We start from the raw sequence: 18,871 nt of genomic DNA, 5'->3' as shown, positions 1-18,871 counted from the left end.
GTAAAAGCCGAGTCAGGCCGAAGGACCGGCATCGACGTCGGTAGTTCCCAGCCGTGCGAACTGCGCCGGGTCACGTCGTTCGAGTCGGGAGCCGAGTAGCCAGCCGACAGCCAAGCTGACCGGTGTGACGGCAACGAGCACCACGTTCACTGCCGTGCCGGCGGCAGTGATCAGCTCCATCTGATCAACGATCAAATACGTTGCGTAGACCAACATCAGGAGAGCGGATGCGGGCGCGATCAAGACTCTCCACACCGAATGCCCACGGCGATCTTTCCAGAAGAATGCGATGACAGCCGCGGCCGCCATGACCTGAAGCACGACGATGCCGACAATGCCTGGCGAGTTCACCCACAGCAGGAGTTCGAGGTACGGGTCTGCGCCGATGATCACGAACACGACGATCACCACCATCGCGAGGAAACTCTGGACTGCGCTGGCAACGTAGGGCGACTTGTAGACCGGATGTAGTTTGCCCAACGCTCGGGGCAGCACGCGTTCACGCGAGAGCGCAAAGACGTAGCGGGTGATCGCGTTGTGGAACGCGAGCAGACTGGCGAAAATGCTCGTGATGATCAACAGTTCCATCAAGGTGCTCGCCCAACCGCCGACGTACTGCTCGATCGCGTTGAAGTACATGCCGGCGGGATCGGAAGCAGCAAGCGCGAGAGCCTGATCCGGGCCGTACGCCTGAATGATGATCCACACCATGAATGCGTAGAAGAGTCCGAGGAACGCGACGGCAATGTACGTTGCCCGCGGAACCGTCCGAGCGGGATCTTTAGCTTCCTCCCGATACAGGGCGGTGGCTTCGAATCCGATGAACGCAGCGAAGGCCAGAGTCAACACCCCGCCGAGGCCTGGACTGAAAACATTGGAAGGAGCAAAGGATTCGACATCGATTCCGACGGCTCCGCCTTGAAAGAGGACCGCTCCTGCGAGCAGAACCAGAATCCCTGTCTCCGCGGTCAGCAAAAGGATCAAAAATCGCGCCCCGAGGTGTACCGATCGAGATCCGAGGAACCACACCAATCCAACACCCAACAGCGACCACAATCCCCACGGCAGATCTACCCCGACCAGGTCCGCCATAGTGGTTTGGGCGAAATATCCTAGAGCCCCGAAGATTCCGATCTCGAGAGCGTTGTAGGACACCAACGCGAGTACTGCTGCGGCGAGCCCCCAGCGAGGCCCGAGTCCAACTGAAATGTAGGCGTAGAAGGCGCCTGCATTGTGGATGTACTTGCTCATCGCAGTGAAACCGATTGCGAACACTCCCAACGCGAGCCCCGCCAAGATGTATCCGCCCGGAGCCCCGATGCCTGCAATGTTCAAGGCCAGCGGCGCGACCCCTGCCATCACCAGCAATGGAGCCGCGGCGGCCACGACGAAGAAGACGATCCCGGCAGTGCCCAGGACGCCTCCTTGCAGCTGCACGGTGGGCGAGGTTTCAGATTTCTTCATGAGGCACTTCTCCAGTGAAGGAAGGGGCATGACGAGGAGAAAACACGAACGGGAATCACCGACCGGATTAATCGAATCAGTTTCGATTATGATAGATCCTTGTGACCGGCGCCACAAGGGCATAATCGAATCAACTTCGATTAGAGAGGTGGGACCGTGGGTAGACCTCGTATCGCACGCCTGGACCGCGAACGGATCGCAAAGGCTGCACTGGAACTAGTCGACCGCGACGGCGACTTCACGATGCCTGACCTGGCGAAACACCTGAATGTTCAAGTCTCGTCGATCTATCACCACGCCAAGGGCCGCGCCGCGGTCGTAGACCTGGTTCGTGATCGCGTCGTACGTGAAATCGACGGGTCGTCGTTTGAGCGCTTGCCATGGGACGAAGCGTTCTCCGAGTGGGCGAGGTCGTATCGAGCCGCGTTCAGTCGCCACCCCACTTCCATCCGCCTCCTCGCCACGGAGACGGTGCGCGACCCCACGTCACTGTCGGTGTACCGCGCTCCCGCTGCGGGTCTGTGCGAGGCGGGATTCCCGGACGACCACATCTTGGCCGTCATCACTGCATCGGAGAATTTTCTGCTCGGAGCGGCACTGGATGCGGCCGCACCGGAGGTCATGATCGAAGCGGACGCGACAACACCCGACGACGCCCTGACTCGGGCACTTGCCGCGGCACCGAGGGGACCGGCCAGGGCCGAGCAAGCCTTCGAACTCGGCTGGACGGCATTGCTTTCAGGTTTTCGACGCCTCTTACATGAGGTGCACGAGTAGCCGTCGCGAATCCGGCCGGGAGGTCAATGAACGCGCTTACCCGCCAACCAGGTTCGGGACACGACCAGGTCACTGAGCTCCTTGGACGAAGCAAGGTGGCGGGGATCGACGGGCAGCTGGATCATGTCGGCTCGCATGCCCGGAAGGAGGCGACCCCACGAGTTCTCTTCGAACCCTTGATAGGCGATACCGGCCGAATATGTCGCGAGGGCCCAGTCGAGGCCGACGCGTTCACGAGGCAGCCATCCTTCGCTCGGAACTCCTGCAGACGTCTGGCGGTGAATTGCGGTGGCAATTCCCTTGATCGGTTCGTGGGCCGTGATGGGCCAATCGCTGCCGAATGCCACTCGCGCGCCTCGCTCGGCGAGACTTCCGATGCGATATTGCAGCTCACCGCGGTCGACGCCGATACGCGGAATGGTCAGTTCCGTCATCAGAGGATCGAGCTGAGCCCAGAGCGGCTGGAAATTGGCAATCACGCCCAATGATTCGAACCGGTCGAGGTCGTCGCCGTCAACCAATTGCAGATGCGCGATCGTGGCGCGCCGATCACGCGGGCCATTACAGCGATCGACGTATTCGATCGCGTCGAGCGCCATGCGTACACCTGCATCACCGATGGCATGGATATGGATCTGAAAGCCCAACCGGTCCACTTCAGCTGCAACCCGACCGAGTTCATCCGTCGTCCAGTTACTGATTCCGTGCGAATGCGGGCAGTCCGAGTACGGCGCAAGGAGCGCTGCCGTGCCCGCCTCGATGACACCGTCGGCGAAGAATTTCACCGTTTCGGCTCTGACTGTGTCACCGCCCCGTTCTGCAACTTTCTGCCGAGCCTCGACAAACGCCGGTAGGTCGGCTTTCCAGCTCTCAGGTGTTGCTCGGAAGGCAAGATTCACTCGCGTCGACAGGCGCCCGCTTTCAGCGGTGGCCAACCAGATCTCGACATCGTCCAACTCGGTCCATGCATCCTGAACCCAAGTGATACCCGCTGCCGCAAGCATTTTCGATGCCGCAGCAAGCGAATCGACTCCGTCGTGAAGTGTCACTTCGGGAAGAAGAGCCAGTACCGGGTTGATCGCTCCCCATTCACGCAGCGTCCCCAGCAACTCGCCGTCAGCTGTTCGCACAATTTCCCCGCCGACCGGATCCGGGGTATCGCGCGTCAGACCGGCGCTCCGAAGCGCGGCGCTGTTGACCCACGCGGTGTGATAGTCCATCGTGCGCAAGACGACCGGCCTGTCCCGCACTACATCGTCGAGCCAGTGGGCGTCGAACAGTCCGCCCGGCGCCAGAGTGGGAGAGACGCCCTCTCCGAAGATGCACTCGGCGTCCGGATTCGCGTCCGCCCAGCGACGCACTTCCCGCACCACCTCGTCGATGCTGTCGCAATCACGAATCTTGGCGCCGCGCATTTCCAGGCCAGCCATCAACGGGTGAACATGGCCGTCGCCGAACGACGGTAGAAGCGCTCCCCCTGCCAAGTCGACAACTTCCGTACGGGCCGACTCCAACGCCCTGGCCGCATCCCCCAAAGCAACAACTCTGCCGCCTGCAACGGCCAATGCGTCACTGACACCGCGGGCCGAATCCCCCGTACGAATCGTGCCTCCGACGAACAGAAGTTCGGCCTCCACTTCCAGCACCTCCGCAATTAATCGAATTTGATTCGATTAATCTAGACCGCGTTTGCACCGCCGTCAATAGCGGTTCAGTCGTTGCGAATTGAAGGATCTCCGGCGCTGTTCAGCCCGAAAGCTCAGTATCGCGAATAGTGCTGCATCTCCTCACGATCGGCAGCGCAGATGCACTTTCGATCGAGACCGCGGTCGGCTGTCACTGCGCAGAACCGAACGCCGAGCGGATCGTGGGATTCCATACTGTGCTGACACGCAGGGCAGATGGACGGCGTTTTCTGATCCGCGTCTGTCGACTCGGCTTGCCCTGGTGCATTCGACACATCGGACGGGTTCGACGCCATACAGGCGCTCCAGTTCTCGGCCGTTCGACCACAGACCGGGTTGGCGTCGAGGACGACATGGCTTGACCGCGCATATACGAATGACCCTCGACGTACCCCCACGCTACTCGCTTCGGCGCACCGGTTTGTACCAATTTCTGCCACGCGACAATCACCGTCGAGCAGGATAGAACTACAGCACGCACCATTTCCGTGCAGCGTTCGAATCCGTGCAGCATCCGAAGCGAAAGGGCTTCTTGTGAACACTTTCCAACGTGTATCCGCCGCCGTCAACGTAGTGGTCCAACCACTGATCGGCGCTCCGATCGTGGGCAAATTACTCGGCCGTTCAATGACCGTCATCACCTACGTCGGCCGCAAATCGGGACGTACCTTCAGCGCGCCCGTGTCCTACAAAAGAAAAGGCGACCATGTGACGATCGGAGTTGCCATGCCGGACAAGAAAAGCTGGTGGCGCAATTTCTATCCGGAACAAGGCCCCATCGTTCTCCAACTGGACGGTATCGATCGTCCTGGCGAAGCCCTCGCACATCGAAAAGGCAAGGGAGTTTACGTTTCGGTCGAACTCGCGCCTACGGACTGAAACGATCGAAACGGCACCGGCGCAATCACATTCACTTCACACTGATCGCCTAGCCGAACCTCGGTGATCCATATCTCGTCGCGATCGGGACCTTTGACTCTGTGCAATCGACACTCGGTCTCGCACCGTTCGACGCGGGTTTTTTGTCGACCGTTTGACGAACAACCCGTCCTTGCCAGTACATTACCGTCCGGTAACATCGATGGCAGGCGCGAGCTGGAAGAGGTGACCACCGTGACGATCGGCATCTATCTGGTCGACGACCACGAGATCGTCCGTCGTGGATTGGCAGACCTGTTGAATCAGGTATCGGGACTCAACGTTGTGGGCGAGGCGTCGTGTGTTCGCGAAGCTTCGGACGGAATACCCGAATGCCGACCCGACGTGGTCGTCATGGACGTCAGACTTCCCGACGGCAACGGTGTGGAACTGTGCCGGGAACTGGCGTCGACCTGCCCGGAAGCGGCCACGTTGATGCTCACGTCGTACTCCGACGACGACGCCCTACTCGACGCCCTGATCGCCGGCGCACGCGGATTCGTCCTCAAGAACATCCGCGGCCACGACCTGGTATCCGCGATCCATACGGTCGCCACCGGCAAATCGCTGTTGAACACTCAGGCGGTGGTCGGTTTGGTCCGGCGCATCCGATCCGAGCAGGAGTCGGGCACTGCGGCAGCACTGTTGACCGATCAGGAACTGTTGATCTTCGAGTTGATCGGCAAGGGGCTGAGCAATCGAGAGATCAGCACGCACGCGGAACTCTCGGAGAAAACAGTCAAGAACTACGTCTCACGCATCCTCGAAAAACTGGGTCTCGAACGTCGAACGCAGGCTGCAGTTCTGGCGACCAAGCTTCGTGCGGGCACTGCTTACCCGGATCCATCGGGACAGGCGACCACACACCTACTGACGCCGTCCGGTTCACCATTCTCCGCCACTACAGGCACACACCATGCCAGGTAGCCGCGACGCGCTCATGCTCAGCCTTTTCGGCGACATCGCCGGAAGCGCAGAGCTGACTGCCCTCAACCCGACTGCAATTCCCAAGCTGCTCAGTGCCGTATTGACAGTCGGGTCCACCCTCCAACTCGACGAAACGCTGCAACAGATAGTCGACGTCGCAAGACATGTGCTCGAAGCGGACTACGGTGCGCTCGGCGTGAAGTCTCCCGACGGCCGCTTGTCGCGCTTCATCCATTCCGGTTTGAATCAGGGGCAGGTTGCCAAGATCGGGCATCTTCCCGAAGGTCACGGACTGCTGGGCCTGGTCGTTCAAGAACCTTGTCCGGTTCGAACCGACCGAATCGCCTCACACCCGTCCTCGGCGGGGTTTCCAACCAATCACCCACCGATGGACACGTTTCTCGGTGTTCCGATCTTCGTCAGGGGCGAGGTGTTCGGCAGCATCTACCTCGCGGACAGCTCGGAACGGACTGCATTCGACGACCGTGACGAGGCCGTACTCCAGATTCTGGCAAACGCTGCGAGCATCGCCATCGACAATGCGCGTCTGTTCGAGGAATCCCAAACGCGGGAAGCGTGGCTCAAGGCCGTCGCCGCCGTAAACGCACGCCTGCTCAGTGGAGGATCTCGCGACGAGACACTGGCCGAACTGGTTCGCACGACGCGCCGTCTCACCGACGGCAATCTGGTGTGCATAGTTCGCTACGACCTCGGCGAAGGGCCGGGTGTTCACGTCGCAGAATCCCGGACTCGCGGGATGACCGTCTCGGACGGCACAGTTCTCGATCTTTCCGGAACCGTGATCGACGAAGCTGCCCGCAGCCGGCGAACGATTTCCGCCCCCAGCGCCAGTGCTGTTCCGGCACTGCATGTTTCCAGCGAGGAATCCGTCGTCGCACTCCCATTGTCGGGAACCTCGTTCGGCGGCGGCGTCCTCTTCGCGTCACGCCGCAGCGATCGTCCGTGGGGCGTCGATGAGATCGAGCAGCTGACGGCAATGGCCGACATCGCCGCTGTCACTGTCGAATTCGCCGAACAGCAACGAAAAGAGCGACTGGTCGACGTCCTCGAAGATCGAGACCGAATCGCGCGTGATCTTCACGACCACGTCATTCAGCAGTTGTTCGCCACCGGATTGAGTTTGCAGGGGGCATTGCAACGTCCCGGCGACGAGGAAACCATTCGCACGGTGTTGGACAACTCCGTTGATCAACTCGATCGAACGGTCCGCGAAATCCGCACCGCAGTCTTCGACCTCCACACGAGTGAGATGTCGACTCCCACAAGCCTGCGACGCCGATTACTCGACGCCGTCAACGGTCTGTCCGGTCACTCGTCGATCACTCCCAGCGTCACTTTCGAGGGGACCATCGACAGTTCCGTCCCGGCTCGACTCGCCCCGCACGCCGAAGCCGTTGTGCGCGAAGGGTTGAGCAATGCTCTGCGGCACGCCCATGCCAACGCCATCGACGTCACCATCCGGGCAACGGAAGATCTTGTCATCAGCATCGTCGACGACGGTGTGGGAATCGACCAGGCAACCAGAATCCACGGTCTCGACAACCTGGCGACCCGCGCTCGTCAGTGCGGCGGCTCGAGCAACATCACCAGCGAGAACGGCGTCACCGAATTGGTGTGGCGAGTTCCGCTGAGCCCCAGGCGAAGTCCGTTGTCAATCCAGCACGGTTGAGCGTCAGAGCGGATCCAGTTGGGCCTTGAGCAGGCAGAACTCGTTACCTTCTGGATCGGCCAGGACATGCCATTGTTCCTGCCCCGTCTGGCCGATGTCGGCCGGCCGCGCACCAAGACCCAATAGGCGTTCCAGTTCGGCTTCCTGATCGCGGTCGGTGGCGTTGACGTCAATATGTAGGCGGGGCTTACCCTTCTCCGGTTCGTCTCTGCGACTGAGGATGATCGTCGGCTGCGGACCGCCGAACCCTTCGCGCGGGCCGATCTCCAGAGAACCGTCGTGCATTCGATCGAGCACGACGAAGTCCAGGACCTCGCACCAGAACCGCCCCAGAACCTCAGGATCCCGGCAACCGAGCACCAATTCACTGATACGACATGCCATGACAACTCGCTTTCCATCCGCAAGGACAATTGTCTTTCGACCGTACCGGACCACGTGATCTACGCCATGCCGCCCTGTCCGATCCTCGGGACCTTTTCCCCTCGTCCGAGGTCGTGGCCGCCGCGATCATTGCGTTTATGTTCCACAGGCCCAATAATTCTCGGTATTTCGTCACGTCGATGCACACAGGCGGCCGTCGTGGTTGATCTCGCGCCCCGGCCGGTCGACGAGGTCGATATCCACCTCGGCGCAACTCCCCGGACCGCTCCGAAGGGTTCGAAACTGGTCGAGATCCTGAGGACCACCGATCACAAGATGATCGGGCTGATGTACATCGTGACATCGTTTGCCTTCTTCCTGATCGGCGGACTGATGGCGCTGCTCATGCGCATGGAATTGACTGTCCCGGGAATGCAATTCCTGTCAAACGAGCAGTACAACCAGCTGTTCACCATGCACGGCACGATCATGCTCTTGCTGTACGCGACCCCGGTCTTCTTCGGATTCGCCAACTACCTCATGCCGCTGCAGATCGGCTCGCCGGACGTGTGTTTCCCGCGGCTCAATGCGTTCAGCTACTGGTTGTATCTCTTCGGCGGCCTGATCGCCTCCGCCGGGTTCGTAACACCCGGTGGTGCAGCAGATTTCGGCTGGACCGCTTACGTGCCACTCACCAGCGAACTCCACTCCCCCGGTATGGGTGCCGACCTGTGGATCATCGGGCTTACTCTCGGCGGCGTCGGCACCATCCTCGGCGCAGTCAACATCGTTTCGACGATCGTCTGCCTGCGGGCCCCCGGGATGACGATGTTCCGCATGCCGATCTTCACGTGGAATGCGCTGGTCGCCAGCATGCTGATCCTCCTCGTTTTTCCGCTGCTCGCTGCTGCCTTGATCGGGCTGTGGGTGGACCGGCACCTGGGAGCGCATTTGTTCGACCCCGCGACAGGTGGAGTCATGTTGTGGCAGCACCTGTTCTGGTTCTTCGGCCATCCCGAGGTCTACATTCTGGCGCTTCCGTTCTTTGGCATAGTCTCCGAGATCTTCCCTGTCTTCAGCCGCAAGCCGATCTTCGGATACACCGGATTGGTCTACGCAACACTGGGAATTGCAGCTCTGTCGATCGCTGTGTGGGCGCACCACATGTACGCAACCGGCGCCGTTCTCCTCCCCTACTTCTCGTTCATGACCTTCTTGATCGCAGTTCCCACCGGAGTCAAGTTCTTCAACTGGATCGGCACGATGTGGAAGGGGCAGTTGACTTTCGAGTCGCCGATGCTGTTCTCCGTCGGCTTCCTGGTCACATTCCTGTTCGGCGGACTCTCCGGCGTAATTCTCGCAAGCCCGCCCCTGGACTTTCATGTCACCGACTCGTACTTTGTTGTCGCGCATTTCCACTACGTCCTCTTCGGAACAATCGCGTTCGCGACATACGCCGGAATCTATTTCTGGTTCCCGAAAATGACCGGCCGGATGTTGGACGAGAAGCTCGCCAAGATCCATTTCTGGTTGACTCTGATCGGCTTTCACGCGACATTTCTCGTCCAGCATTGGCTCGGCGCTCAGGGTATGCCTCGGCGGTACGCGGATTACCTGCCGTCGGACAATTTCACTCTTCTCAACACGATCTCGACCGTCGGCGCGTTTGTGCTCGGAGCCTCGACGATTCCGTTCATCTGGAACGTTTTCAAGAGCTATCGGTACGGCAGGATCGTGACGGTCGACGATCCCTGGGGATTCGGAAACTCACTCGAATGGGCGACGTCCTGCCCTCCACCACGACACAACTTCACCGAACTCCCCCGAATCCGCAGTGAGCGGCCTGCATTCGAACTGCACTACCCCCACATGGTCGAGAGGATGCGCGACGAGGCGCACGTCGGACTGCTTGGTCACAAGCCGGTTTCCACGGTAAGCACAGAGGTGAAACGACATGAATGACGGCACGAAGTATCGAGCTTGGGCAGAAAGTCAGCAGGTTGAACGCCGAGCGAAACCCGGCCATCTCCTGATGCCGTTGCTCTTCCTCATGTTCGCAGTCACGACGCTCGTGTGGTTGCCCCTGACAACTGCCGCTTGCTCGATAGTGGTTGCAGGATTGCTGTTCGGCACTGTCCTGCAAGCCAGTTCGCATTCAGCAGAACCTTCGACAGACATAGCGCGAGGAGCTCGGAATGACCTCCCAACTTTCGACTGACGTCTTCACCTCGGAGTGGTCCGCAGACGGAGCGGTCGTCGTGTGCATCGATGGATCCCCGCTGCGCACCGACGTGATCACGTGGGCGGCCGAGTTCGCGCATCGCCACAGTCTCTGGATGCGAATAGTTTTCGTAGCTCCGAACTCCGCAGATCCGAACACCGGCGATCCGAATACCTCGGCATCACCGACCGGCCTGTTCATGGAAGCCATTCAAATCGCAGAGTCGGTGTCGCCAGATCTTCGGATCCGGACCGATCTGATCTCCGGGGAGAACACCGCAATCCTCACCGCGTTGACGTCCGAGGCTGCCTTGATTGTCAACCCGTTGATCGTCACACCACAGGACGATCTCACTGCACCCGCCCCGGCATGTTCATTCGCAACAGTCGGAACTTCGTGTGAAAGCCAGGCTACGGCTGATCTTCCCGTTGTCGTCGGTTTGGACGGAAGCGCCTACAGCGAAAGCGCTTTGGCCATTGCATTCAAGGAAGCCGAGGCGGCGAGCACCGAACTGGTCGTCGTGCACGCCGCCCCGCCCGAGGCCGAGCTGAGTCGAAACTTCGCAGCCGGGCACGCGCCCCAGCATTCGACGCCGCTGACGTGGCAACTGTCAGGTTGGGCCACGCTCTACCCCGGCGTCACCATCCGACAGATCGAGTACGACGGCCCCTCGGTTGCCATTCTGGAACAACTCTCCACCGAGGCACGGCTTCTCGTCGTGGGCCGGCGCGGCCGAGGTTCGTTCGACGACACCGCTCTCGGCACCACGAGCAGTGCAATGATTCGAAAAGCTCACTGCCCGGTCATCGTTGCGAGCGAAGCCTGAATTGGATCCTCGCTCGGTCAGAACCCGTAACTGTGGATGGGTGCGAGCTGACCGGCGTGGTGGGCTTCGATCACGAAACGCTCGTGGTCGACCAACTTCTCCGGGAGTTCGTCAACCGGCCACCACCGCAGATCTGCAGATTTCAACGGCTCCATCCGGCGTGGTTCACCCGACCACGTGCGGCATTCGTAGAAGAAGTCCACTCGATGATCCACCGGGTCGACCCCTTCCGCATGTCGGCGATGCAACACGGTGAGTGGCTTCAGTTCCGAGGAAAGCAGCTCCACGCCAAGTTCTTCCGCGGCCTCCCTGACAGCCGCATCGAGTGCCGACTCCCCCAGTTCGACGTGTCCCGCAGCAGCGTGAGCCCAGTATCCGTCCATGAAACCGGTGCCCTCACGCAACTGCAACAGCACCTCCGGCCGTTGCGCCGGGTTGCTTCGACGAAACATCACGTACACCGCTGGTACCAGCGCAAATTGATCGGCCACATGACCACGCTATCGTGCGGGAAACGGCGGCGCCCCGCGAGAACAAAGCTCGCGGGGCGCCGTCGGCTAATCTGCTGAATCAGTTGACGTCGAACCTGTCGAGGTCCATCACCTTGGTCCAGGCGGCAGCGAAGTCCTCGGCGAACTTCTGCTTCGCGTCTTCGCTGGCGTACACCTCGGAGAGTGCGCGCAGTTGCGAATTCGATCCGAAAACAAGGTCGACCGCAGTTGCCGTGTACTTCGGATCTCCAGTCGCCCGATCAACCCCGTCGTAGACGTTCTCTTCCGTCTTCGACGGCTTCCACTCGGTACCCATGTCGAGAAGGTTGACGAAGAAATCGTTGGTCAACGTCTCGGGACGGTCGGTGAACACCCCGTGGCCGGTCTTGCCGAAGTTCGCGTTCAGCGCGCGAAGTCCGCCGACCAGAACTGTCACCTCGGGCGGGGTCAGCGACAGCATGTACGCGCGGTCGACCAACAGAATCTCTGCCGGAATCTTCTCCCCTCCCTTGAGGTAGTTCCGGAATCCGTCGGCCCGGGGTTCGAGTACCTCGAACGAGTCGACGTCTGTCTGCTCCTGAGTTGCATCCGTACGTCCCGGCGTGAACGAGACCGTGATGTCTTGTCCGGCGTTCTTCGCGGCCTGCTCGACTGCCGCTGTACCACCCAGAACGATCAGGTCGGCAAGTGAAACCTTGGCTCCACCAGCCTGGTTGAATTCCTGCTGAACTCGCTCGATGGTCTGAAGCACCGCGGAGAGGGCTGCGGGCTCGTTGACTTCCCAGTTCTTCTGCGGCTCCAGGCGAATTCGAGCACCGTTGGCGCCGCCGCGCATGTCAGTGCTGCGGAAGCTCGCAGCCGACGCCCACGCGGTCGACACCAACTGTGAGACGGACAGCCCGGAATCGAGAAGTCGACTCTTGAGGATCGCGATGTCCGCGTCCCCGATCAGTTGATCATCGGCCGAGGGAACCGGGTCCTGCCACAACTGCGGTTCGGGAACCCACGGTCCCAGGTAACGCGTGACCGGTCCCATGTCGCGATGCAGGAGCTTGTACCAAGCCTTGGCGAACTCTTCAGCGAATTCTTCGGGATGATCGAGCCAACGCCGTGTGATTTTCTCGTACGTCGGATCCAGGCGTAGGGAGAGGTCGGTGGTCAGCATCGTCGGAGTACGTCCGGCCGTCGAATCGAACGGATCCGGGATCGTGCCGGCCCCCGCGCCATCCTTCGGGATCCACTGCCACGCACCCGCCGGGCTCTTGGTCAGCTCCCAGTCGTATCCGTACAGAATCTCCAGGAAAGTGTTGTCCCACTTCGTCGGAGTGGGAGTCCACACGACCTCGAGACCACTGGTGATCGCGTCCTTACCCACGCCCGTACCGAAGGCGCTCTTCCAGCCCAGTCCCTGTTGCTCGACGGGTGCGCCTTCCGGTTCGGGTCCGACGAGGTCGGCCGGACCGGCACCGTGTGTCTTGCCGAAGGTGTGGCCGCCGGCGATCAGCGCGGCCGTTTCCACGTCGTTCATCGCCATGCGAGCGAAGGTTTCTCGGATGTCGCGGGCGGCCGCTACCGGGTCCGGTTGTCCGTTGGGTCCTTCGGGATTGACGTAGATCAGGCCCATCTGAACTGCGCCGAGCGGTCCGGACAGCTCACGGTCTCCGCTGTAGCGCTCGTCGCCGAGCCAGGTGTCCTCAGGACCCCAGTAGATCTCCTCGGGCTCCCAGATGTCTTCTCGGCCGAAGCCGAAGCCGAAGGTCTTGAACCCCATCGACTCCAGAGCGCAGTTGCCTGCGAACACCAGCAGGTCGGCCCAGGAAACCTGCTTTCCATACTTCTGCTTGACCGGCCAGAGCAGGCGACGTGCCTTGTCGAGGCTGGCGTTGTCCGGCCAACTGTTGAGCGGGGCGAAACGCTGAGCGCCCTGACCGCCACCGCCGCGGCCGTCTGCGATGCGATAGGTGCCGGCAGCATGCCAGCTCATACGCACGAAGAGTCCGCCGTAGTGTCCGTAGTCGGCCGGCCACCAATCCTGCGACGCCGTCATCAGCGCGATGACGTCGCGCTTGAGCGCCTCGACATCGAGTTTGGCGAATTCCTGGGCGTAGTCGAAGTCGGCACCCATGGGATTCGACTTCGACGAATGTGAATGCAAGACAGAGAGATCCGGCTGATTCGGCCACCAGTCCCGGTTGGTTCTCGGACGATTCCCGGTCGGTGTCGGAGACGGGATCGCGGGGTTTTCACTTTCGCTGGTGCTCGCGGTGTTTCCATCGTGAGCAACCGGGCAACTATCGGACACGGTAATCCCTCCATGAGCGAGTAGAACGGACTTCGATCACGGGTGTGATCGCAAACTCTGAGTTGTCGAACAGTCGGCACACAGGCCCCAGTAGATGACCTCGGCTTCATCGAGGACGAAGCCGTTGTGCGCCGACGGCGTCAAGCACGGCGCCTCTCCGACTGCACAGTCGACATCTGCAACGACCCCGCAGGACCGGCAGACGACGTGATGGTGGTTGTCACCGACGCGAGACTCGTACAGCGCCACCGATCCGGACGGTTGGATCCGCCTGATCAGCCCGGCGTCGGTGAGAGCGTGCAACACGTCGTAGACCGCCTGCCGCGACACCCCTGGCAGAACAGCCCGCACAGCATCGAAGACAGTCTCGGTGGCTGCGTGTGGGCGTGCATGCACAACCTCGAGCACCGTGACTCTGGGACGAGTCACGCGAAGCTCAGCGTTACGCAGTTGGGCTGCATAATCCGGCGTCGAAGGCACCTTTCCACTATTGCGCAATCTTCTGGACTGAACCCAGACTTTCGCGAAAATCCTCGCCTACGCGGATTTGCCGACCGATTCGTCAGCGCTCCGAACAGGACGAACGGGCCCGGGAATCATGGGAGATGAACTGGGGGTAGGTCTTGTTGCGCCAGTCGCAGTTCAGCGGCGGCGATGACGCCGGGGAAGTAGTAGTGCCCCTCCGGCGACTGAACAAGAGATGCAGCGTCGATACCGTCGACTTCCCATACGTCAACCGCGCCGCCGGTGTTGTTCATTCTGACAAACCAGTCCCGTTCGCCCTCGTCGCTGGCGAGGAAGCATCCCTCCTGCTCTGCTCGTAGACTTCCTGCGATTCCGCGAGCTGAGCCCATTCGGCGCCAGTCCAATCCATACCGCTGGATCGACGCACGGTTCAAGGCGGAGGTGACGTGGTAGCGGGTCGACATCGTCCAAAGGTAACAATCTTCCGTTTGTTCCAACTACGGTGAAGGGGAGAATCCGCCGAGGTCAGGAGTGATCGTGCCCAAATTGGAGATCAAGAGGAAGTCACAACTCTCACGGCAGGAAGTCGCCGACCGACTCATCGCCCTCGGCCAGGCCCTCGCCAGTGGATCGGAAGTGGAACTGGGGTCGGGTGGGGACTCGATCGAAATCAGTGTTCCGGAACAGGTTCGGTGGGAACTCGAGATCGAAGTCGACGGTAACGAGGTCGAGATAGAAATCGAGATTCACTGGCGCGACGACCCTCAGGAAGAATCAGAAGAGAAGTCTCCGCCGCCCACCAAAGCAGTTCGTCGCAGCCGACCGCGCAAGAGCACTGCCAAATAGGCCAACCCGGGTGCGGTTGTCAGGCAACTACGGAGACGCCGACACCTCGAGAGACACAACGCGCAGCAGTGCTCGGAGATCACTTTCGATCCGTCGAAACAGTTGATACACAACGATGAAGCCCGCGATCCCGCCCAGACACAGCGCACGGACGGTTGCGTTGAGTTCCTCCCCGGCCCCGGAACCGACAAAACTGAGTCCCGCGATTCCCACCAGTGGAACCGACGCCGCGACTGCGAGGTAACGCGTGCTGCTCCGACCCAACGAGCGAATATCGCGTCCGTCGTCGCTTCGTAACTCGCCGTGTGACAACAAGATCGGATACAGACATCGAACCGAGTAGTACGTCAGGATGAAGAACGGATACGCGACTGCGACGGCGCCGCACACTGCCAGCGACGACATCAGGTGCACGTATGCTCGTTGCGGAATTCCTCCGGCGGCAATCTGCAACGCAACTGGATATGCGATACCGGCCAGGACCCACAGACCGAATGCGATCACCACCGCGCGGTGTCCGACGTTCAGCGTCGCGGTACGCGCTTTGTTCAAGACCTCCGCGCTGTACGTCTGACCGTGACGCAGTCCGTGAGGCACAGTGAGCGCAAGCCGGCACCAATACAGGATCGCCGCGGCACCGAGTGAGAACGCGGCCACCCCGATGACCAGATGAACCTGCTCGAGGTGCTGCTGAGCCTGCGGCGAGAGTCCCGAGATGATCAGCATCTTGTTGTAGTAGTAGTTGTAGCCCGCCGCCAGGAGATTCGGAACTCCGATCGCGGCCAGAAGAATCGGCAGTGCCCACTTCCACAACGTCGAACGCGGGCTCCCTTCCGGTGGGTCCACCAGGTTCCGGGCCGACCGGTCCAGACACAGTGCGAACTGACGGGCAAGCTTTCGTCCGCCAGACCACCTTCCGTCTCTCTCGGGCGAAAGAGACTTCACCAGTACTCGGCGCAGCGCCGGCGGGCAGTCGTCCGGTAACCGGGCCTCGGCCGCGGGATCCACCCCACGCCGACGTGCCTCGAGCGCCTTCTTGGGCGACGGTGGGTTCTCCCCCGTGCCGTCGTCCGTGAAAGGCCTACTCCCGGTGAGGAGTTCCCACAGCATCACACCGAGTGCATAGATGTCGCTACGGGTGTCGAGTGTGCCGGGAGACCCCACGGCACAGGCCTCCAACTGCTCTGGAGACATGTAGGCGAGCGAGCCTCCGACAAAACAGGCAGCGTCCTCGGTCGAGACCTCCTCGCTCGAACTGACGTTGAAGTCAGCGAGTTTGGGAATGCCTTCGACACTGAGAAGTACGTTCGCCGGCTTGATGTCCCGATGTAGTACGCCGTGCTCACGCGCGTACTCGAGGGCGTCGGCCAGTCTCATTCCCATCCAGGCCACGGTCTCCGGCCACGACATCGCTGCGATCTCGTTACGTAAACTCGTCTCGCTCGGTTTCATCTCCCCCTTCTTCGCCAGGGTCTGATCGATGGCGTCGAGAAGTAGTTGTCCGGACCGCTGAGCCTGCGGTGTCACGCGGACAAGTTTGACCACGTCGAGCAAGGTCCCGCCTGGCACGTATTCCATGAACAGAACTCGCAGTGCGCGTTCCTCGAGCAGCCGTTGATCGAAGACGCGAACGATGTTGGGATGGTCGAGTTGGGCGAGAGTCTGCGGCTCGACCCCGACGTTGCGCGAGATTTTCAACGCAACCCACCGCTGCATCGACAGTTGCCGTGCCAGGAACACTCGGGCGAATGCACCGTGCCCGAGTTCCAACACCAGTTCGAAATCATCGAGGCGCTGTCCGATCTCGAACTCGTCGAAACCCGAGAGCCCCAACATCATCACGTCTTCGCGGCCGGCCATCGAATCACGGTCGAACAACCGCTCGAAACCCTCTGCTTGCAAAGGGAACTCGCTGAGGTACTCGGCCGCTACGACGTCCTCCCCGCCCTGCTTCCGCAGCCGGAACTCCTCGTACAGAAGCTCGGCCGGTAGTGGCTCTTCGAGCAATTCCGGGTACTCGGCGCAATACTCCGTGAGTCGTTTCGGACCGTCATTCTTCAGCCAGCGGTACTCCATGTCGATTCCGACCAGTTCGATCAGCGCGCCCCGACGAATCTTGGCTGGATCGGGCAGATATTCACTCAGGTCGGACGGGGTTCGTCCCGCCTCCCAGTCCCCGACCAGGCGCCCGAGACCGTCGGCATCGTTCGATTCGCCGCGCACTACCGGCAGTGCGGACAGCCGCAACTCGGTGACGGTGCCCCGTTCGGTCAGGGGCCCGCTCGCGACTGTCGCGTCACTGGCCTGCGCACCACGTTCATTCATGAGTTCTGCTCCGCACCTCGAGCACGATGAATCGAGGCGACTCATTTCAGCGTAACCCCGGCGGTACCTCTGACCCCAGCGAATCTATTCGGCGTGAACTGCCGACTTCGTGCCGATACGAACGAGTTCTTCGCGGTCACCGATCTTGACGCGTGGACGTCCGTGCTCGACACCGAGGTCCTTCTCGGCGGCGTCGATACGAAGCCAGCCTTCCCAATCGACGGGCAACAGATCGCCGGCCGCGAGGACCTCCTCGATCCGGCTGCGATCTACCCGACGCCCGCCGAACGAATCAAGTTGGCGCAGCATCGTTTCGACTGTTTGGCGAGCGTCTGGCCGCGCCGCACCGATCAGCCCCGCGGCACCGCGCTTCATCCAACCGGTCACGAACAAGCCCGCGATCGGTAGACCGCTCTCGTCGACCACCGCGCCGCTCCGGTGCGAAACTATGCCGCGCCCGTGATCGAAGGGCACCCCGGCAAGTGGCGTGCCGAGGAATCCGATTGCCCGGTACACAGCTTGAACCGGATAGTCGGTACAGACACCCGAAGCGGTGACGTGACCGTAGCCGTCGGGATCAGTCCGCTCGACGCGGAGTGCCTCGACTTTCCCGTTACCGAGAATCTCCACGGGCTGTCGGTAGAAGTGCAGGTGAACTCGACGCTGGGCAGTTCGGTCGGCAGGCGCAGTGCCAGCGAAACTACGGAGTGTCTCGACTGCCAGTCGGGTGTGCACCAACTGTTTTGTCATCCGCTCGATATGCCGGTCCGGCGCGACATCGGCAGCATCGACGACAACATCTACGCCGGGTAGTTCACCGAGAGCGCGCAACTCGTTCGGGGAGAAGCGAGCGTCGGCGGGTCCGCGCCGGACAAAGATGTGTACTTCACGAACGCGACTTCCGGCGATCCCTTCCCGAACTTCGTCGGAGACGTCCGTGGCCTGCAGCGGTTGCGCCTCTACGAGGAGCATCCGCGTGACATCGAGCGCGACATTGCCGCCGCCGATCACTGCCACCGACTCGGCGTGCATGGGCCAATGTTGCGGGGCGTCGGGGTGATCGTTGTACCAACCGACAAAATCGGCGGCCCCGAATGAACCGGGAAGCTCGACGCCCGGAATTTCGAGTAGTGCATCCCGCGGCGCACCGGTTGCAATGATCACCGCGTCGTAGGAAGAACGTAGGTCCTCGACGGAAAGGTCCTTTCCGATCTCTACGTTGCAGAACAGCCGGAAGTCACTGGCGACCAGCACGGTGTGCAGAGAATCGACGAACTTTTCGGACTCGGCGTGCCCTGGGGCGAGACCGTAGCGCACGAGTCCGTACGGCGTCGGTAGACGCTCGAACATGTCTATGTTGGTGCCAGGAGCCAGTTCAGCGAGAGCGCCGGCAGCGTGGATTCCCGCCGGCCCTGCTCCGACGATCGCGACCCTGAGCGGTGGTGAGAAAATCCGGGGCGCCGCCGGCGGGGATACCGCTGAACCTCTAGCGTTGATCATGCCCCGAGGCTAGGACCTCAACTGCGCTGGAGATCAAGTCCGCTTTTCAGTAACCCGCTTTTCAGTAACCC

General features: G+C 61.1%; 17 protein-coding genes. 7 read left to right on the top strand and 10 right to left on the bottom strand.

What is annotated here, in order from left to right; translation table 11 throughout:
- Positions 1–12 precede the first annotated feature (12 nt).
- Positions 13–1,464 (bottom strand): APC family permease, encoded by a 1,452-nt coding sequence (locus tag R4P70_RS11815; protein ID WP_317830852.1) that lies wholly within the window; start codon positions 1,462–1,464, stop codon positions 13–15.
- Between the two features lie 156 nt (positions 1,465–1,620).
- Between R4P70_RS11815 and R4P70_RS11810 the strand changes: the two genes are divergently transcribed.
- Positions 1,621–2,241, top strand: coding sequence for a TetR/AcrR family transcriptional regulator (locus R4P70_RS11810; protein ID WP_029254655.1), 621 nt, complete (start codon positions 1,621–1,623; stop codon positions 2,239–2,241).
- 23 nt (positions 2,242–2,264) lie between these two features.
- On the opposite strand, the gene R4P70_RS11805 is transcribed toward R4P70_RS11810, so the two are convergent.
- Positions 2,265–3,878 carry an amidohydrolase gene (locus tag R4P70_RS11805; protein ID WP_029254654.1) on the bottom strand — a complete coding sequence of 538 codons (1,614 nt, stop codon included), beginning with the start codon at positions 3,876–3,878 and terminating at the stop codon, positions 2,265–2,267.
- 122 nt (positions 3,879–4,000) lie between these two features.
- The gene (locus R4P70_RS11800) at positions 4,001–4,222 is read right to left on the bottom strand and encodes an RGCVC family protein (RefSeq protein WP_019747515.1); all 222 of its coding nucleotides are present in this window, start codon (positions 4,220–4,222) and stop codon (positions 4,001–4,003) included.
- 238 nt (positions 4,223–4,460) lie between these two features.
- Here R4P70_RS11800 and R4P70_RS11795 point away from each other — a divergent pair, with 238 nt between their 5' ends.
- The 3 genes from R4P70_RS11795 (at position 4,461) to R4P70_RS11785 (ending at position 7,461) form a co-directional block, all read left to right on the top strand.
- Positions 4,461–4,805: a nitroreductase/quinone reductase family protein gene (locus R4P70_RS11795; protein ID WP_019747516.1), complete on the top strand. Its 345-nt coding sequence runs from the start codon at positions 4,461–4,463 to the stop codon at positions 4,803–4,805.
- A gap of 234 nt (positions 4,806–5,039) precedes the next feature.
- Complete coding sequence (locus tag R4P70_RS11790; protein WP_046379799.1) at positions 5,040–5,771, top strand: response regulator transcription factor; 732 nt, start codon at positions 5,040–5,042, stop codon at positions 5,769–5,771.
- On the top strand, positions 5,761–7,461 hold the full coding sequence (locus R4P70_RS11785) for a GAF domain-containing protein (RefSeq protein ID WP_046378073.1): 1,701 nt from the start codon (positions 5,761–5,763) through the stop codon (positions 7,459–7,461). The genes R4P70_RS11790 and R4P70_RS11785 overlap by 11 nt, the downstream gene beginning before the upstream one ends.
- 3 nt (positions 7,462–7,464) lie before the next feature.
- Here the strand turns inward: R4P70_RS11785 and R4P70_RS11780 are convergent, their stop codons facing one another.
- A complete protein-coding gene (locus R4P70_RS11780) occupies positions 7,465–7,845 on the bottom strand; it encodes a VOC family protein (RefSeq protein WP_020906510.1) in 381 nt (126 codons plus the stop codon).
- A 198-nt stretch (positions 7,846–8,043) separates the two neighbouring features.
- On the opposite strand from R4P70_RS11780, the gene ctaD reads away from it, so the two are divergent.
- Both ctaD and R4P70_RS11770 read left to right on the top strand, forming a co-directional pair.
- Positions 8,044–9,786, top strand: a complete 1,743-nt coding sequence (ctaD, locus tag R4P70_RS11775) for a cytochrome c oxidase subunit I (RefSeq protein ID WP_047890136.1) — start codon at positions 8,044–8,046, stop codon at positions 9,784–9,786.
- 233 nt (positions 9,787–10,019) lie between these two features.
- A complete protein-coding gene (locus R4P70_RS11770) occupies positions 10,020–10,871 on the top strand; it encodes a universal stress protein (RefSeq protein WP_046378072.1) in 852 nt (283 codons plus the stop codon).
- Between the two features lie 17 nt (positions 10,872–10,888).
- On the opposite strand, the gene R4P70_RS11765 is transcribed toward R4P70_RS11770, so the two are convergent.
- From R4P70_RS11765 to R4P70_RS11750, 4 genes are all read right to left on the bottom strand, one after another.
- Positions 10,889–11,362: an NUDIX domain-containing protein gene (locus R4P70_RS11765; protein WP_020906507.1), complete on the bottom strand. Its 474-nt coding sequence runs from the start codon at positions 11,360–11,362 to the stop codon at positions 10,889–10,891.
- Between the two features lie 79 nt (positions 11,363–11,441).
- The gene (gene katG, locus R4P70_RS11760) at positions 11,442–13,664 is read right to left on the bottom strand and encodes a catalase/peroxidase HPI (RefSeq protein ID WP_211918067.1); all 2,223 of its coding nucleotides are present in this window, start codon (positions 13,662–13,664) and stop codon (positions 11,442–11,444) included.
- A 36-nt stretch (positions 13,665–13,700) separates the two neighbouring features.
- Complete coding sequence (locus tag R4P70_RS11755; RefSeq protein WP_020906505.1) at positions 13,701–14,144, bottom strand: Fur family transcriptional regulator; 444 nt, start codon at positions 14,142–14,144, stop codon at positions 13,701–13,703.
- Positions 14,145–14,260: 116 nt separating this feature from the next.
- Positions 14,261–14,593: a hypothetical protein gene (locus tag R4P70_RS11750; protein ID WP_037119238.1), complete on the bottom strand. Its 333-nt coding sequence runs from the start codon at positions 14,591–14,593 to the stop codon at positions 14,261–14,263.
- A gap of 73 nt (positions 14,594–14,666) precedes the next feature.
- On the opposite strand from R4P70_RS11750, the gene R4P70_RS11745 reads away from it, so the two are divergent.
- Positions 14,667–14,975 carry an amphi-Trp domain-containing protein gene (locus R4P70_RS11745; RefSeq protein WP_024487387.1) on the top strand — a complete coding sequence of 103 codons (309 nt, stop codon included), beginning with the start codon at positions 14,667–14,669 and terminating at the stop codon, positions 14,973–14,975.
- Between the two features lie 27 nt (positions 14,976–15,002).
- Here the strand turns inward: R4P70_RS11745 and R4P70_RS11740 are convergent, their stop codons facing one another.
- Together R4P70_RS11740 and R4P70_RS11735 are read right to left on the bottom strand one after the other, a co-directional pair.
- Positions 15,003–17,300, bottom strand: a complete 2,298-nt coding sequence (locus R4P70_RS11740; protein ID WP_317830849.1) for a serine/threonine-protein kinase — start codon at positions 17,298–17,300, stop codon at positions 15,003–15,005.
- An 84-nt stretch (positions 17,301–17,384) separates the two neighbouring features.
- On the bottom strand, positions 17,385–18,800 hold the full coding sequence (locus R4P70_RS11735; RefSeq protein WP_317830848.1) for an FAD-dependent oxidoreductase: 1,416 nt from the start codon (positions 18,798–18,800) through the stop codon (positions 17,385–17,387).
- Between the last annotated feature and the right edge of the window lie 71 nt (positions 18,801–18,871).

This window comes from Rhodococcus sp. IEGM 1241, from assembly GCF_033142365.1.
Taxonomy (GTDB): domain Bacteria; phylum Actinomycetota; class Actinomycetes; order Mycobacteriales; family Mycobacteriaceae; genus Rhodococcus_F; species Rhodococcus_F erythropolis.
Note: the sequence above shows the minus strand (reverse complement) of the source record. Positions and strands in the feature narration are given on the sequence as shown.

What these genes read in the sequence shown, in the direction of transcription:
- R4P70_RS11815 (WP_317830852.1), bottom strand. Translation starts at nt 1,464, where the DNA reads ATGAAGAAATCTGAAACCTCGCCCACCGTGCAGCTGCAAGGAGGCGTC.
- R4P70_RS11800 (WP_019747515.1), bottom strand. Translation starts at nt 4,222, where the DNA reads ATGGCGTCGAACCCGTCCGATGTGTCGAATGCACCAGGGCAAGCCGAG.
- R4P70_RS11785 (WP_046378073.1), top strand. Translation starts at nt 5,761, where the DNA reads ATGCCAGGTAGCCGCGACGCGCTCATGCTCAGCCTTTTCGGCGACATC.
- R4P70_RS11780 (WP_020906510.1), bottom strand. Translation starts at nt 7,845, where the DNA reads ATGGCATGTCGTATCAGTGAATTGGTGCTCGGTTGCCGGGATCCTGAG.
- R4P70_RS11770 (WP_046378072.1), top strand. Translation starts at nt 10,020, where the DNA reads ATGACCTCCCAACTTTCGACTGACGTCTTCACCTCGGAGTGGTCCGCA.
- R4P70_RS11750 (WP_037119238.1), bottom strand. Translation starts at nt 14,593, where the DNA reads ATGTCGACCCGCTACCACGTCACCTCCGCCTTGAACCGTGCGTCGATC.
- R4P70_RS11740 (WP_317830849.1), bottom strand. Translation starts at nt 17,300, where the DNA reads ATGAATGAACGTGGTGCGCAGGCCAGTGACGCGACAGTCGCGAGCGGG.
- R4P70_RS11735 (WP_317830848.1), bottom strand. Translation starts at nt 18,800, where the DNA reads ATGATCAACGCTAGAGGTTCAGCGGTATCCCCGCCGGCGGCGCCCCGG.